At 35.3% G+C, this 15099-nt stretch carries 11 protein-coding genes, 2 pseudogenes and 1 riboswitch; of the genes and pseudogenes, 10 read left to right on the plus strand and 3 right to left on the minus strand.

What is annotated here, in order from left to right:
- Positions 1–51 precede the first annotated feature (51 nt).
- From NKG37_RS20125 to NKG37_RS20135, 3 genes and pseudogenes are all read left to right on the plus strand, one after another.
- Positions 52–942: pseudogene (locus tag NKG37_RS20125) on the plus strand (peptidase dimerization domain-containing protein); the annotation flags it as partial.
- A 172-nt stretch (positions 943–1114) separates the two neighbouring features.
- Positions 1115–3097, plus strand: a complete 1983-nt coding sequence (locus NKG37_RS20130; RefSeq protein WP_254415244.1) for a methyl-accepting chemotaxis protein — start codon at positions 1115–1117, stop codon at positions 3095–3097.
- Positions 3098–3448: 351 nt separating this feature from the next.
- Positions 3449–4897: an alpha-amylase gene (locus NKG37_RS20135; RefSeq protein ID WP_254415245.1), complete on the plus strand. Its 1449-nt coding sequence runs from the start codon at positions 3449–3451 to the stop codon at positions 4895–4897.
- 208 nt (positions 4898–5105) lie between these two features.
- On the opposite strand, the pseudogene NKG37_RS20140 reads toward NKG37_RS20135, so the two are convergent.
- Positions 5106–5737: pseudogene (locus NKG37_RS20140) on the minus strand (LysE family transporter).
- A 248-nt stretch (positions 5738–5985) separates the two neighbouring features.
- Between NKG37_RS20140 and NKG37_RS20145 the strand changes: the two are divergent.
- The 3 genes from NKG37_RS20145 (at position 5986) to NKG37_RS20155 (ending at position 9058) form a co-directional block, all read left to right on the plus strand.
- Entirely contained in the window at positions 5986–6165 is a 180-nt protein-coding gene (locus tag NKG37_RS20145) for a hypothetical protein (RefSeq protein ID WP_169188607.1), read from the plus strand.
- Positions 6166–6332: 167 nt separating this feature from the next.
- On the plus strand, positions 6333–7076 hold the full coding sequence (gene map / locus NKG37_RS20150; protein WP_224428201.1) for a type I methionyl aminopeptidase: 744 nt from the start codon (positions 6333–6335) through the stop codon (positions 7074–7076).
- A gap of 242 nt (positions 7077–7318) precedes the next feature.
- A riboswitch (Lysine riboswitch) is annotated at positions 7319–7497 on the plus strand.
- Positions 7498–7651: 154 nt separating this feature from the next.
- Positions 7652–9058 (plus strand): amino acid permease, encoded by a 1407-nt coding sequence (locus NKG37_RS20155; RefSeq protein WP_169188609.1) that lies wholly within the window; start codon positions 7652–7654, stop codon positions 9056–9058.
- Between the two features lie 181 nt (positions 9059–9239).
- Here the strand turns inward: NKG37_RS20155 and NKG37_RS20160 are convergent, their stop codons facing one another.
- Positions 9240–9743 carry a hypothetical protein gene (locus NKG37_RS20160; RefSeq protein WP_169188610.1) on the minus strand — a complete coding sequence of 168 codons (504 nt, stop codon included), beginning with the start codon at positions 9741–9743 and terminating at the stop codon, positions 9240–9242.
- 201 nt (positions 9744–9944) lie between these two features.
- On the opposite strand from NKG37_RS20160, the gene NKG37_RS20165 reads away from it, so the two are divergent.
- Positions 9945–10283 (plus strand): PadR family transcriptional regulator, encoded by a 339-nt coding sequence (locus NKG37_RS20165; protein WP_254415246.1) that lies wholly within the window; start codon positions 9945–9947, stop codon positions 10281–10283.
- 234 nt (positions 10284–10517) lie between these two features.
- Here the strand turns inward: NKG37_RS20165 and NKG37_RS20170 are convergent, their stop codons facing one another.
- Positions 10518–11957: a DDE-type integrase/transposase/recombinase gene (locus NKG37_RS20170; protein WP_169187685.1), complete on the minus strand. Its 1440-nt coding sequence runs from the start codon at positions 11955–11957 to the stop codon at positions 10518–10520.
- Between the two features lie 166 nt (positions 11958–12123).
- On the opposite strand from NKG37_RS20170, the gene NKG37_RS20175 reads away from it, so the two are divergent.
- From NKG37_RS20175 to NKG37_RS20185, 3 genes are all read left to right on the plus strand, one after another.
- The gene (locus tag NKG37_RS20175; RefSeq protein ID WP_169188611.1) at positions 12124–12879 is read left to right on the plus strand and encodes a DUF1129 family protein; all 756 of its coding nucleotides are present in this window, start codon (positions 12124–12126) and stop codon (positions 12877–12879) included.
- A 120-nt stretch (positions 12880–12999) separates the two neighbouring features.
- On the plus strand, positions 13000–13413 hold the full coding sequence (locus NKG37_RS20180) for a GNAT family N-acetyltransferase (protein ID WP_169188612.1): 414 nt from the start codon (positions 13000–13002) through the stop codon (positions 13411–13413).
- A gap of 102 nt (positions 13414–13515) precedes the next feature.
- Entirely contained in the window at positions 13516–15081 is a 1566-nt protein-coding gene (locus NKG37_RS20185; protein WP_169188613.1) for a catalase, read from the plus strand.
- Positions 15082–15099: the final 18 nt, after the last annotated feature.

Consider the following 15099-nt stretch of genomic DNA (forward strand, 5'->3'; position numbering starts at 1 on the left):
TGCTATTTATTACACTAAGAGTAAACAAGAAGAAAATACTTAAAATCAAACTACAACATAATCGGAACAATGGGGATAGCTGCTGGAATTGGTCTTAGCAAAGTTCTTTCAGAAACAGGAGGAAAAGTTATTGTGTACGGAACACCTGCTGAAGAAACAAAAGGCGGGAAAGTAACAATGGCGGAAGCAGGAATTTTCGAAGAATTAGATGTAGCGATGATGGTTCACCCACTAGACAATTATTTGAAGAGTGGTGATTCCCTTGCAATGGATGCTATCCAGTTTGAATTTTTTGGAAAGTCAGCACATGCTGCTGCAAGCCCTCACTTAGGTATTAATGCCCTAGATGCTGTATTACACACATTTAATAGTATCAATGCTTTAAGACAGCATATAAAGCCTGATGCCCGTATTCATGGTGTCATCACAGAAGGCGGAAAAGCTGCAAATATTGTGCCTGATTATGCCGTAGCACAGTTTTATGTGCGAGCTGGGAAAAGAGAAGATGTAAATATATTAGTAAAAAAAGTCAAACAATGTGCAGAAGGTGCTGCACTGCAAACAGGAGCTACGGTTAAATCTAGTTTTTATGAATTCTCCTATGATGATATGATTACTAATCAGACTTTATCTGCTGTATTTACCAAGCAGCTTATCTCTTTAGGAGTAGAAGAAACTGATATTCACGAACAACGAGATGGGTCAGGTTCTCTTGATATGGGAAATGTAAGTCAAGTAGTTCCTTCCATTCATCCATACGTGAAAATCTGTAATGAAGCATATGCTTGCCATACACATGAATTCAGAGAAGCTGCGATGACAGATCAAGGAAGAGATGCGATGATTCTAGGAGCAAAATCTATGGCACTTACAGGCCTAGAAATCCTTACAAATAAAGAATTATTGGCAGAAATCAAAGAGGAATTTCAAAAAAACAAATAATTTAACTAGGAAAAGACCTTACTTTCACTTTGAACATTAGAGAAAGTAAGGTCTTTTTTCCTATTAATTAAGGCGTATTTATGACAAATTTCCTCTTTTCGTTATAGGTGGAAAAAATTCCATTATAATAAATAAGTCCTACTTTCATACATAAAGGAGCTATTAATCGAAAATGAGAAAAAAATTCGACCTATTTCAGAACAGAATAACGATTAAAAAGAGATTATACACTAGCTTTTTTCTTCTACTGTTTATTCCCACTATTTTCATTGGTATCTTTTCTTATTTCAATTCAAAAAATCAACTAGAGCAAGAAATAATGGACAATGCTTACCAACAGATAAAACAATTAGATGAGAATATTACGACAGAGCTCTCAACGAAGATGAAGCAAGTGGACAAGCTTCGAAAAGATTGGGGAGATATAAATAACGCTGTATCAGATGATTTTATTAATGCTACCCTTGAAAACTATCAATATTTTTATGATGATATTGACAGCATATTTTATGCCACGAAAAAAGGAAAATATGTTCAGAAGCCAGAAGGAAAAGTAGCAGACAATTATGATCCAACAGCAAGTGAATGGTTTATCAGAGCAGAGGAAAGGCCAGATGAAATTTATATTTCTGATCCATATATATCTGCGAGTACAAATGAAATGGTCGTTACAATTGCTGGAAGTACAGAGGATGGAGACAAGGTAGTCGGTTTAAAAATCAAACTTAGTTCTATACAAACAATTGTGAACAATATCACAATAGGAAAAGAAGGATATGTATTTCTTATAGACAAAAATAATGCTTATATGGCACATCCAACAGAAAAAATCGGTGAAATCGGCACAGAAAACTATATTCAACAGATGAAACTTAAAGAGAATGGTACTTTTACATATACCCTGGATAACAAAGAGAAAAAACTTACTTATCTCACCAATAATCTTACTGGATGGAAGATTGCCGGATCCATGTATTCAAATGAGGTTTCTAATGCTTCCTCACCAATTTTAAAAGCATCCTTCTTGGCTATTTTTGTATTTCTTTGCATCGGTTCTATTCTTATTTATTTTAACATCCAATCCATTCTTAAACCGTTGAATCTACTAAGAGAAAAAGCGGGTCTTGTTGGGAAGGGCGATTTAACACAGCAAATGGAAGTTAGAAGGACAGACGAAATTGGTCATCTAACAAAATCTTTTCAACAAATGCAAGAAAATTTAAAGCAACTAATCATACATATGGAAAAAAGCATCACTCAAGTTGCTGCATCAAGCGATAATCTTACCGCAAGTTCTTCTTCCTCAACAAAAGTGGTAGAAGATTTAGTGTCTGTTACACAGGAAATTGCATCAAAAGCAGATCATCAAAAACAACAAATTGAAACAAATACAACAAAATTAAAAGATATTACAGAAAGAACGGGATTAATAAGAGAAAATTCCCTGTACTTATCTAAGTTAGGTTCCATGACGGTGGAGAAAGCAAAGGAAGGCGAACTAGCTATTAATCAGGCAGAGGAACAAATGCAATTAATTGTTGATTCTGTCGTTAAATCAGATAAACAAATAGATGAACTAAATAAGCGTTCCAAAGAAGTGGAAGCAATTATTCAATTAATAAGCTCTATAGCTAACCAGACAAATTTATTAGCATTAAATGCTGCGATTGAAGCAGCAAGAGCAGGAGAAAGTGGAAAAGGTTTTTCTGTCGTAGCAGAGGAAATTAGAAAATTAGCAGAGACTACCCATCATTCCGCAACGGAAATTGAACATTTAGTTAAAGGAATTCAATCTGATACACACTCTACGATCAACAGGATGAATATCGTACATAAGCAAGTCGATGGAGGACTATCAATTATGTCTTCTGTCAAAAAGAAATTCAACGCTATATCTACTAGCATGAATGAAACAGCACCTTTTATCGAGGATGTCACTATTTCCTCTGAGGAGGTTTATAAACATATTAAAATACTTGCCCAAACCTTTGAAGCATTAATTTTATTTAGTAAGCAAAATGCTGAATTATCAGAAGAAATATCTGCATCTACCGAGGAACAGCTAGCATCATTCGAAGAAGTGCACGCTTCAGCAAGCAGCCTTGCTGAGACAGCTGACCATTTAAAAAAATTAATCGCACAATTTCATTATTAAAATATTAATGACACTATTAACGGATAGTATGGTCCAACTGCGAGCTGCGAAAAGTCAAGGAATCTAGGTGGAGGTCTTACTGCATGTAAAGATCCGAGAAGTAAAACTAACCATCATTGAGGATGAGAATCACAATGATGGTTAGTTTTCTTTATGTTTTTTCATTTAGACTGCTTACTTACTAAAAATTATATGAAAACAACAATCGATTATTATTATCGACTAATCGCCCCATACAATTTCTTAAGTACGCTTGAAAAGAGAGAATAGTGGGTAGTATTACTTCATACAAAGCTTATCCATCATTATGTGAGAAAAGCTACAAATTATTTGGAGTAGGAGACAAGATAAATGGAGAACAAAACATTGATGCAATATTTTGAATGGCATTTAGATGCAGATGGACAACATTGGAATCGTTTGAAAGAGCAAGCAGGAGAATTGAAAGAAGCGGGAATTGATTCCGTTTGGATTCCACCTGTTACGAAAGGGGCTTCCAAAGACGACAATGGTTATGGTGTTTATGATGTTTATGATTTAGGAGAGTTCGATCAAAAGGGAGCCGTTCGGACAAAGTATGGAACAAAAAAGGAATTATTAGAAGCAATAAAAGCATGTCATAATGTTGGAATACAAGTATATGTCGACGTAGTTATGAATCATAAGGCTGCTGCAGATGAAAAAGAAACATTTAAAGCGATTGAAGTAAATCCTGAAAACAGAGAAGAAGAAATTTCTGAGCCGCATGATATAGAAGCATGGACGAAATTTACTTTCCCTGGAAGAGGAGAAACGTATTCACCATTCAAGTGGAATTTTCAATATTTTAACGGTACAGATTATGATAACAAAGAAAAAAAAGCAGGGGTCTTTAGAATTATCGGTGACAATAAGATGTGGAATACAAATGTAGATGATGAATTTGGAAATTACGATTATTTAATGTTTGCCAATATTGATTATAATAATGAACTTGTACAAAATGAGATGATTACATGGGGAAAATGGCTTTATGAAACAGTGAAATGTGATGGTTATCGATTAGATGCAATCAAACATATTAACCACGAATTCATTAAAAAATTCGCCACTTCCTTACTAAAAGAAAAAGAAGATTTTTATTTTGTAGGAGAATTTTGGAAAGCAGAAATCAATGAATGCCAGGAATTTTTGGAACAAATGGATTATAAAATTGATTTGTTTGATGTTCCACTACATTATAAATTGCATACTGCTTCTATTGTAGGAAGCGACTACGATCTTTCTACCATTTTTGATGGTACATTAGTAAAGGAAAATCCGCTTAACTGTGTTACATTTGTTGATAATCATGATACACAGCCAGGCGAAGCGTTAGAATCTTGGGTAGGTGATTGGTTTAAGCAAATAGCCTATAGTCTTATTTTACTTCGAAAAGATGGCTATCCGACAATTTTCTATGGAGATTATTTTGGAATTAGCGGAGAGCATTCAATTGAAGGAAAAAAAGCTGCAATAGATCCCTTATTATATGTACGCAAGAAAAAAGCCTACGGCCCACAAGACGATTATTTTGATAATGCTCATGTAATTGGATGGGTTCGCCATGGTGAAACAAAAATAGAAAGATCCGGTTGTGCAGTCGTCATTTCCAATAAAGATGAAAGTAGTAAAAAAATGTTTGTTGGTGAAGCTCGAAGTGGGGAAGAGTGGATTGATTTTACGAATACACGAAAAGAGCGCGTAAAAATTGGTGAAGATGGTTATGGTGACTTTCCTGTAAATGCTAAGAGTGTGTCTGTTTGGGGATTAGCTGATTAGAATCAAGGGGGGACTTAGTCTGCAATAGGTAATATAACTAAGACCCCTTTTTTACTAGGTTGTTTTTTAATCAAAAAAATGAATAAGGTGGAAAAATAGAGCAGCCGGAATACACATAGACTCCACGGGAATTAGCGCGAGTCCCACAGAAAGCGAAGCGTATTTCGGCTGCAAGTATAGCAACAAACTTTACGAAAACAACCCTTTATTAAGAAGAAAAGAATAATTTCATAATTCCCTGATAGCCAAAATACAAGCCAAATAAAACTAACGAAACACCAGAAATAATCGAAATTCCTCTCAATGTTGCGAGTGTAATAAGCCCCTGAAACCATTTGTTAAGGCTGCTACAATTAAATCCCATAAAGTAAGCCCAAGAAAAATCATGCTACTATAAATCAACAAGGAACTAGTCCCATTTTCTTAAGCAGTTTTAGCTAGAACAGATCCATATATTCCTAGCCAAAATAAAATAGATAGCGGGCTAGTTATAAACATTACGAACCCGGTTAAAAAGCATTTAAATAAAGAATCTTTTCCCCTAAGCGAATCAAGCTTGAGGTTTTGAGCACCAATTACACTCTCCATTCCAGTATAAATTAAAATAAATCCACCAAAAAGCCATAGGAATATTTGAACGATATCTATTTCAAGGAAATGAACCATTCTCATATAAACCATTCCCATAAATAGCCCATCAGCAAGCATAGACCCAAAGCCAACAATCCAAGCATGCCAAAAACCATTTTTAATTCCTTTATCAATTCTCGCAGAATTTACTGGACCAATCGGCGCAGATAATGTAAACGCTAATATTATATAAATAAGCAGTATTGTTATACTGAACATCCACCTCCCCCACATCCTTTCTTGTACATGCTATGTAGAAGGGATAAATGATATGTGGATTAATTCAAATAGTTATAAGACTTTCTTACCTCTATTGGAAGAAGATGCTTTACTAAAGAAAAAGGAGACAGATAGATCAAGATATTATCAAAACAAACGTACCAAGTAATAGTAGGGAAATAAATGCATATTTTAACTCTTCCTTCTCCATAATAAAGAGGATAAAAGGAGGGTTCAAAATGGCCAAGAAAAATAAAAAATCAGACCCACAACAAAAGAATAAAAAAGGATTTGATTCTGCTGTGCTAAATGAAGAATTTGCTCATGAAATGGGTAGCGCAGCAACAAATAAAATTCATAAAGACAAAGTCAAAAAAGAAAAAGCTTTGAAAAATACCGGTGAATACAAAGGGGAATGATCAAAAAAATACGAGTAGGTTAGCTACTCGTATTTTTTTCTGCCCTTCTCAACTTGATGTCTGAATAGTTGTTATCTCGGTTTATTCCTTTTACTTAGTACTCAATTTAGCATATAATAGTATACGCGAATAAGAATCGAGAACTGATCTATACAAGGAGAATTTAAATGATAGTAAAGAGCGAACAAGACATTAACGGTTTAAAAGAAATTGGAAAAGTCGTAAGCATTATCAGAGAGGAATTAATAAAAAAAACAATACCAGGAGTAACGACGAAAGAATTAGACGATTTAGCAGGCAAGCTATTTGCTGAACACGGTGCAGTTTCTGCTCCTCAAGATATGTACGATTTCCCAGGTTATACTTGCATATCTGTAAATGATGAGGTTGCTCATGGTATACCAGGAGATCGCATCATTCAAGAAGGGGATTTAGTCAATATTGATGTATCTGCAAGTAAAAATGGTTATTTTGCAGACACAGGAAAATCATTTGTTGTTGGAAATGGTGATCCTAAACTCATAAAGCTTTGCGAAGTTGCACAAGAAGCTTTCGAAGAAGGACTTAAGTGTTTTAAACCAGGAGCAAAGAAGAATCGTATCGGAAAATTTGTGTACAACACAGCTAAGAAGAACGGGTTTACAGTAATCAAAAATCTGACTGGTCATGGAATTGGAACATCCCTTCACGAAAAGCCAGATCATATTCTTAATTATTTCGATTCATGGGATACGGAATTACTTCGTGAGGGAATGGTTATCGCTTTTGAACCATTTATATCAACAGGTTCTGAAGAAGTGTATGAGAAAAATGATGGATGGACATTCTCTACTAAAGAAAAAAGCTTTGTTGCCCAATATGAGCATACTGTCATTATTACCAAAGATAAACCGATTATTACAACTTTATAAGTTTACACAAAACCAGCTCTGTTCAAAAAAACAGAGCTGGTTTTGTTTCGAAGAACTATAATTTGGGAAAAAATAATAGGTAAATAACTATTTATAGAAAGCTTGTTCTAAAATGTATAAGTTTAGATTCAATAATTTTGAATTTAACAATAGTTCTCTCTATTTATATATCCATTGACAATCATAAGTATATCTCGTAACCTAGTACATATAATTTCATAACAAAAATCCTTATCAGCTCAAGATGAGGTAGAGGTCGCGATTTTTATAAGTAATAAAAGGGAGAGCCAGAGAGCTTATTGATTGTTTTTGAAAGGAAAAATCGCCGAAGCACTATTATTCTCTGATAATAGTAGCTGGGACTGCATACGAATAGGTGCAGGACTGTCATAGGATCTTACTATGATGAACTATCCTTTTTATCTGATGGTGTTTTCTAACTTCACACCATTTTAGAGGTGTGTTTTTTTATGCCTTGGAAATAATAAAAATACATTTTATTGTATTTAGATATAAGGCTTCAAAGTAAATCTCCTATGTCAAACATGAGCAAATACATCATAAAGGAGACAACAATGAGTACGAAAGGGAAATTAGGATTAGGGGTATTAATATCCTTAGTCGTTGGAAATATGGTTGGATCAGGAATCTTTATGCTTCCTCGTTCATTAGCAGAAGTAGCAAGTCCAGCTGGGGTAATCCTTGCTTGGCTATTAACAGGTTTCGGTGTGTTAGTTACCGCATTAGTATTTGGTAATTTGGCGATTCGCAAGCCAAATTTAACCGGCGGTCCACAAATTTATGCAAAAGAGCTATTTAAACCAGGATCAAAGAAATCGACTTTAGCTGGTTTTATGTCTACATGGGGCTACTGGATCGGAAACCTTGCTGGTAATATCGCTATTATTACTACTTTTGCCGGCTATTTATCAACCTTTTTCCCCGTTTTAACAAGTGAAGCAGTTTTACTAGATGTTGGTTCTTTCACATTATATGTAGGAAATGCGTTAACCTTCCTTGTGTGTACAATCTTATTGTGGGGAACTCATTTCATCATCTTAAACGGATTAGAAAATGCCGGCAGATTGAACATATTGGCTACTTCTGCCAAAGTAATTGGATTTATGTTATTTATTATCATTGCTTTATTCGCTTTTGAGAAAAGTAACATCCTTCCGTTTGTGGAACCGAAAATAAATGCAGCTGGAAACTCTGTTGGACTATTTGGACAAATTAACAGTGCAGCAATTACAACTTTATGGGCATTTATCGGTGTGGAGTCTGCCGTTGTATTTGCTTCGAGAGCAAAAAAACAATCAGATGTGAAAAAAGCAACGATTTTTGGTTTGTTAATTGCTTTAGCGATTTACATTGGAATCAGCACACTTGTAATGGGAATTCTGTCACAAGATCAGTTAATTGCTTCTCAAAAACCTTTAATTGATGCGATTGAAGCTGTATTAGGACCAATTGCTGGTAAAGTACTTGCAGCGATCGGCTTAATTAGTTTATTTGGGTCGACAATTGGTTGGATTATGTTAAGCGCAGAAGTACCTTATGCAGCCGCAAAACAAGGTATATTCATTCCTGCCTTCTTAAAAGAAAATAAAAAGGGAATACCAACATTCTCTTTAATTGTTACCAATCTTTTAGGACAATTATTTATTTTCTCCACTATTTCAAGAAGTATTTCGCAGGCATTTGATTTTGTTATTTATATTGCAACACTAAGTTATCTTGTTCCTTATTTAATCTCGTCTTTCTTCCAATTAAAATTGGTTATCTCTGGTGAAACATATGACTCTCTAAAAGCGAGAAGAGTAGACTTTGTTATTGGATTGATTGCATCCATTTATTCTATTTGGGTGATTATTGCAGGAACTGCTGATATTAAGACGTTTAGTTTCGGGGTATTATTACTATTAAGCGGAATTCTTTTCTATAACAAAGTAAATAGAGGTAAAGAAAAAAAGTCCTTTTAAAAGAAACCTTCCATTAATCAGGGATTACTTCATCTCCGACTGATGGTTAGTTGTACTTTTCGAACCTTTACAAGATAGTATAAGTGGGTTAAATAATACAAATTAAAAAGTGGACAAATATATCCCGATAAAGTAAACGGTTATAGTTTACTTTACCGGGATTTTTTTGAAATGGATTATGCTATAGTGATTCATTCACCGTACTATCATCCCATTCCACCTCATGCTCTTTTGCAAGTTTTTCTAATTCATTAATGTACTGACGAATCAATTTGCGTGCTTCCTCAAGCATGGAATTCGCTTCTTCTACAAGAGCGATATCCTGTGTTTCTAGCGCTGTAAGTATTTTTACAAAGGCATTATACTGTATATCAGCGCCCTCTATATATATTTCATGTATTTCTCTTAATTCCTCTGTTTCCACTTTTACCCGATTCAATTCTTTAATAAATTCATTATAATTCGGGATTACAGTAGTTTGGATTGTATCATACATCGTCCAGTCATCCGAATAATGAATTCCAGAAACGGAATCATACGCGGATACCGCTTTAACCTCTAATTCAAAGGCCGTTTTCATATCTTCATTGATATATTGAACTAAATCTTCTTTCACTGGATCTGCTGAACAAGCTGTAAACAGAAGCAGAAAGGGAATTAAGAAAATATTAATAACTTTTTTCACTACTTCACCTCCTTCTCCTTACTGTATGAAGGAGTGGAAGTCCACTATGAAACCTAAATGAAAAGGATAAGCCTAATTTTAAAAATCTATCTTGCATCGCAAAATACTATATGCTAATATTAAAGAAATCAAACTATCTTGTATTGCAAAATACTAACTATGTTGTATAACCATATAGTTAGAAAGAAAGGATACTTTCCGATGTCAAAAAGTCAAATGTTAAAGGGAGTTTTGGAAGGATGCTTGCTCGCGATTATTTCCAAAGGGGAGATTTATGGCTATGAAATGATTGAAAAATTAGAGGCTTATGGATTTACGATGATCAGTGAAGGAAGTATCTATCCAGTCCTATTACGGATGAAAAAAGAAGAGCTTGTGACAGTTGAAACAAAAGCATCTCCATCTGGTCCAAAGCGTAAGTATTATTCTCTTACCGATAAAGGGGAAGAAGTTTTAGCTGAATTTGCTGACACTTGGACAGAGCTTGCAACAAGTGTGCATTGTTTATTAAAAGAGATGGTAGTGTCAAAAGATTTATGAAAACTACCTAAAGGGTTAGTTTCTCTCCTATTTACTGGATGGAGATGCGCCGCAATCGCTCTTGACAAACACGCCAATGGTTTGAGGATTGTTTAACAAGGGCGAAGGGAACAAAAGAAGGCATACCAAATAAGCCCTTGGTTGTTTCCATTTTAAACCATTGGCAAGTTCGGTTTGTCAAGAGTTCGCTCCGCCGATTGCTGAATTAGCTTAAGGGCTCAGCTAAACAAAAAGTTAGGCTTGTCTTTGTTCTACTATCCATTGTTGTGCTAATCCAATGAGCTTTGTCCAACGTGCTGGCATTGTTGGAAGCCCCTTGAGTTCTGGATTCACTACGGGCACTTTTCCTTCTAAGGCGGCATGCGGACGCAAAAAGTTAAAGTAGGCCGTAAATAAGGTGACGTATGAAATGGAACCATGTTCAGAGCCGAATCCATGAGTGGAGCGATAATTGCCCTTAAAGGTGCGGTTAAGTCTCTCAATTATTTGTTTCAGTGGTCTATATTCGGTCGAAACAGGGTCCTCATTGGTTAATCCAATGACCTGCTTCACATCGAATGAAATCCCATGTTGAGCGAAGAAATGTTGGGCTAAAAGATAGATTGGATTCCCGTCTACCACAAAGGTCAGATTTTCTGGAATCTCTTTCATCTTGATTAAGACCTCATCAATTGCTCGAATGGCTGTTGCTGTGTCTCGATTAGGCGACACCGGATACGAAAGAATAATCTTTTTCACGGCGTCAAAAAAGAAAAATAAATAATGCCATCGACCGTTTACTCTGATATACGTTTCATCACCGCAGAATTGGTCTGAAAGTTCATAGGGATAGTGATCCACATAAGGTTTAAGTAATAAAGCTACGCTATTTTCGTAGTTCAATACAGTCTGATGTGAAATCATCACTCCGTGTACGTCCTGCATAATCGCAGCTGTTTTACGGGCCGAAAGGCCATAGTTTACATGATAGGTTAGGATTAATCCTAATGTATGTGGTGATGCATAAATCTTTGATAAGTCAACGGCCGGCAGTTCTGGTGATTCCTTGGATAACGGCTGGAAATCGATATGAAACTGACGGAAAATGTATCTTAATTTAAATGCTTGAGGGTCCTTTTTGAACCTTTTCTTTTCTTTTGAAGTCATCCCATTGAGCTTCTTTTGATAATAAGAACAGTCATTGTTCTTGCACTTAAACACGTGAAAATCTTTTCTTTCTTTTATTTTCTCGAGAGTTTTGGAACAATGAGGACACTTCAGGATGGCTTCCTTAGAATAACGGTTCTTTTCACTGAAGAGCTCTGTACACACCTTGCATTGATACTGGCCTTTATCTCCATTGTTGGCATAAAGATAATCTGATGGAGCACCACACTTTGGGCAGTTCATGGATTTAGGTACGGAAACTTTTGCATTCTTACGCCTTTGAACAGGTTTAAGTGGTTTCCCGTTCTTCTCTAGATATTCACTAAGAAGAACTCGATAATCAAGCTGTTCCAGAACTTCAATGACCGGAAGGTCGTCCACTTGAAGTTTTCGATATGGTTTATTTACTGGCTGTTCAGTAGGCTTATCAAACATACTCTTACCAATCAATAAAGTAAGCAATGTTCGAATTAGTTGTTCTTGATAGTTTATAAAAGTTAATAAATAGGTTATAATTTGAGGGTACAAATTGTCACTTCCTTTTCTAGGTTGTTGAGAGTGTCGTAACCTCAATTATCCTTAGAATTCAGGGGGTGGCAATTTTTTTGCTTATAAAGCCCTCTCAGATAGGATTTAATAACCTATTTACTATAAAAGTTTTGACAATACGAAAGAGATAAAGGAGGAGAAATAAATGAAACTATCGAGAGAAGCAGCAGCATTTATTGACAACCTACATCTATATTTACTTTCTTCTGGTAAGAAAGATAAAGAAATTAACGAGATTGTCGAAGAATTAACCGATCATTTACGAGAAGCAGAAGCAAATGGGAAGAATATCCATGAGGTAACAGGAGAATCCCCAAAAGAATATATGGAGAGCTTAGCTAGCGAAATGCAGACAGATCTCAAGGAATGGGGGAAACTTTTACCGCATGTATTCATTTGTTTAATTGCATACACGCTTATCGGAAAAATTATCCTAGGTGAAAATCAAATTTCCTTATTTGTTGGTATCGGTTCAATATTTATCTGTTTATTCATGCTTGGTTTGTATGTTGTCGTTTTTCGATTTATTTCTTCAAGAAGTGTATCCAACAAAAAGACATTCGGCTTGTTGTTTCTTATACAAATATTATTGACAGGGCTATTTTTTGGATTGACGTTTTATGGAAATAATTATGGACCCATTTTTATGATGGATACTTTAGCCAAACAAACCATTTTCTTTATTATACCATTTGCTTATATATGCTGGTTTGCATGGTGGAGTAAAACATGGATTATATTTTTCCCAGTGATTATATACCTTCCAATAGTCATAGTAGAACCTCTTTCTTTTTCTAAAGAAACAAAGTCCATTATATCTTCTGCTACTTTGATAGCAATCATGTTAGGATATTTTATTTGGATAATTTGGAAAGGGAAACAGGAGAAAAAGACAACCTAATATACCATTAAGCATATCTAGAAAAAGATATGCTTTTTTCGAAAAAATGATTGAATATTAATTCATAATAATGTATAAATATTATTATGAAGATACGGATATAAAGGGGAAAATATTATCATGGATTATCTAATTACGGAAGAACTACCATCATTCTCTCAATTTGCCCGATTACATGAGGACAGCGGCTTATTAAAAAATAAAAAAGGTAATTATACACGTGAACAATTATATGAAGCAGCTAAGAATAGCTGGTATTCTATCTCCATCTATAATGATCAAAAGCTAATCGCTTTTGGTCGGATGATTTCTGATGGTGTATATCAATCATTAATTTGTGATGTCATGGTTCACCCAGACGAACAAGGAAACGGACTAGGAAAACAAGTTATTGAGAAACTAATTTATAAATGTAAAGAATCAGGTATCCAATCAATCCAATTATTTTCTGCTAAAGGTAAGCATCCTTTTTATAAAAAATTAGGCTTTGCAGAAAGAGAACATGATGCACCTGGTATGTCTCTGCTTCTTTAAGAACCACATGATAAAAATGTGGTTCTTTATTATTTACTATGCATACCCATTCTTTAATCTGGAAAAACTAGTGAAGTACATAAAAAGGAGGTATGCAAGTTAATGAAAGATGAGCAAAGGCACAATCAACACCAAGAAGATGAATTAACGAATCGCCAAGGCCACCCTGTTACAAACAACCAGAATGTTAGGACAGTTGGAAGCCGCGGGCCAACTACACTGGAAAATTATGATTTTCTCGAAAAAATAAGTCATTTTGACAGAGAAAAAATTCCGGAAAGAATCGTTCATGCGCGAGGCGCTGGGGCGCATGGCTATTTTGAAAGCTATGGTACTGTTGGAGATGAGCCAATTTCCAAGTACACTCGGGCTAAACTTTTTCAAGAAAAAGGGAAGAAAACGCCTTTATTTGTCCGTTTTTCTACAGTGGTACATGGATTACATTCTCCTGAAACTTTAAGAGATCCTCGAGGATTTGCCATTAAGTTTTACACGGAAGATGGAAATTGGGATTTAGTTGGCAATAACCTTAAGATATTCTTTATTCGTGATCCTTTAAAATTCCCTGATATGGTCCATTCTTTTCGACCAGATCCTGTCACAAACCTTTCGGATCCAGAAAGAATGTTTGATTTTCTGTCTCAATCTCCTGAATCAATGCATATGATTACTTTTTTATTCTCCCCATGGGGTATCCCTGCAAGCTATCGCCATATGCAAGGTTCTGGTGTGCATGCTTATAAATGGGTAAATGAAGAAGGAAAAGCTGTATTGGTAAAATATCATTGGGAGCCGAAACAAGGAATAAAAAATTTAACCCAAAAAGAAGCGGATAAAATCCAAGCGATGAATTATAGCCATGCCACGCAAGATTTATATGAAGCTATTGAAAATGGCGATTACCCTGAATGGGAATTATTCGTACAAATCATGGAGGATGACGAGCATCCTGAGCTGGATTATGATCCACTTGATCCAACAAAATTATGGTATAAAGAAGATTCCCCTTGGCTACCTGTAGGTAAAATGGTTCTCAATAAAAATCCAGAAAACTATTTTGTGGAAGTAGAGCAGTCCGCATTCGGTACAGGTGTTCTTGTTGATGGATTAGACTTCTCAGATGATAAACTATTACAAGGGAGAACCTTTTCTTACTCTGATACACAAAGATACCGCGTTGGCTCCAATTATTTACAATTACCAATTAACCGACCAAAGAAACATGTTGCAACAAATCAAGAAGGGGGTCAAATGGACTTCCGAACTGAATTTGGCAAACACCAAAACCCACATATAAATTATGAACCGTCAACGATTGGTGGATTAAAAGAAGCGAAAAACCCTGGTAAAGAACATGAGCCTTATGTCGAAGGGAAATTACAGCGAGAATCAATTTCTCGCGAAAATAACTTTGGCCAAGCTGGAGAAACATACCGAAGATTTACTGATTTTGAAAGAGAGGAACTGATTTCCAATCTTTCCAATGCTTTAGCAAACTGCCGAAAAGAAATTCAAGAGATTATGATTGAAAACTGTACAAAATGTGATCCGGATTACGGAAAAAGAATCGCAGAAGGCATTAAAAAAGTATTGAAATCCAATCAAGATAAAATGGAGAAAGCAGTAGGTGAAGCAGAAAGCATGTCTCATCCTTCTGATCCATATTGATTTTCTTTTAAAATAGGC

The sequence above is a fragment of the Niallia sp. RD1 genome, assembly GCF_024219955.1.
GTDB classification, from domain to species: domain Bacteria; phylum Bacillota; class Bacilli; order Bacillales; family Cytobacillaceae; genus Niallia; species Niallia alba.

Coding starts and splice junctions, on each gene's coding strand:
- NKG37_RS20130 (WP_254415244.1), top strand. CDS start 1,115: ATGAGAAAAAAATTCGACCTATTTCAGAACAGAATAACGATTAAAAAG.
- NKG37_RS20135 (WP_254415245.1), top strand. CDS start 3,449: ATGGAGAACAAAACATTGATGCAATATTTTGAATGGCATTTAGATGCA.
- NKG37_RS20145 (WP_169188607.1), top strand. CDS start 5,986: ATGGCCAAGAAAAATAAAAAATCAGACCCACAACAAAAGAATAAAAAA.
- map (WP_224428201.1), top strand. CDS start 6,333: ATGATAGTAAAGAGCGAACAAGACATTAACGGTTTAAAAGAAATTGGA.
- NKG37_RS20155 (WP_169188609.1), top strand. CDS start 7,652: ATGAGTACGAAAGGGAAATTAGGATTAGGGGTATTAATATCCTTAGTC.
- NKG37_RS20165 (WP_254415246.1), top strand. CDS start 9,945: ATGTCAAAAAGTCAAATGTTAAAGGGAGTTTTGGAAGGATGCTTGCTC.
- NKG37_RS20175 (WP_169188611.1), top strand. CDS start 12,124: ATGAAACTATCGAGAGAAGCAGCAGCATTTATTGACAACCTACATCTA.
- NKG37_RS20180 (WP_169188612.1), top strand. CDS start 13,000: ATGGATTATCTAATTACGGAAGAACTACCATCATTCTCTCAATTTGCC.
- NKG37_RS20185 (WP_169188613.1), top strand. CDS start 13,516: ATGAAAGATGAGCAAAGGCACAATCAACACCAAGAAGATGAATTAACG.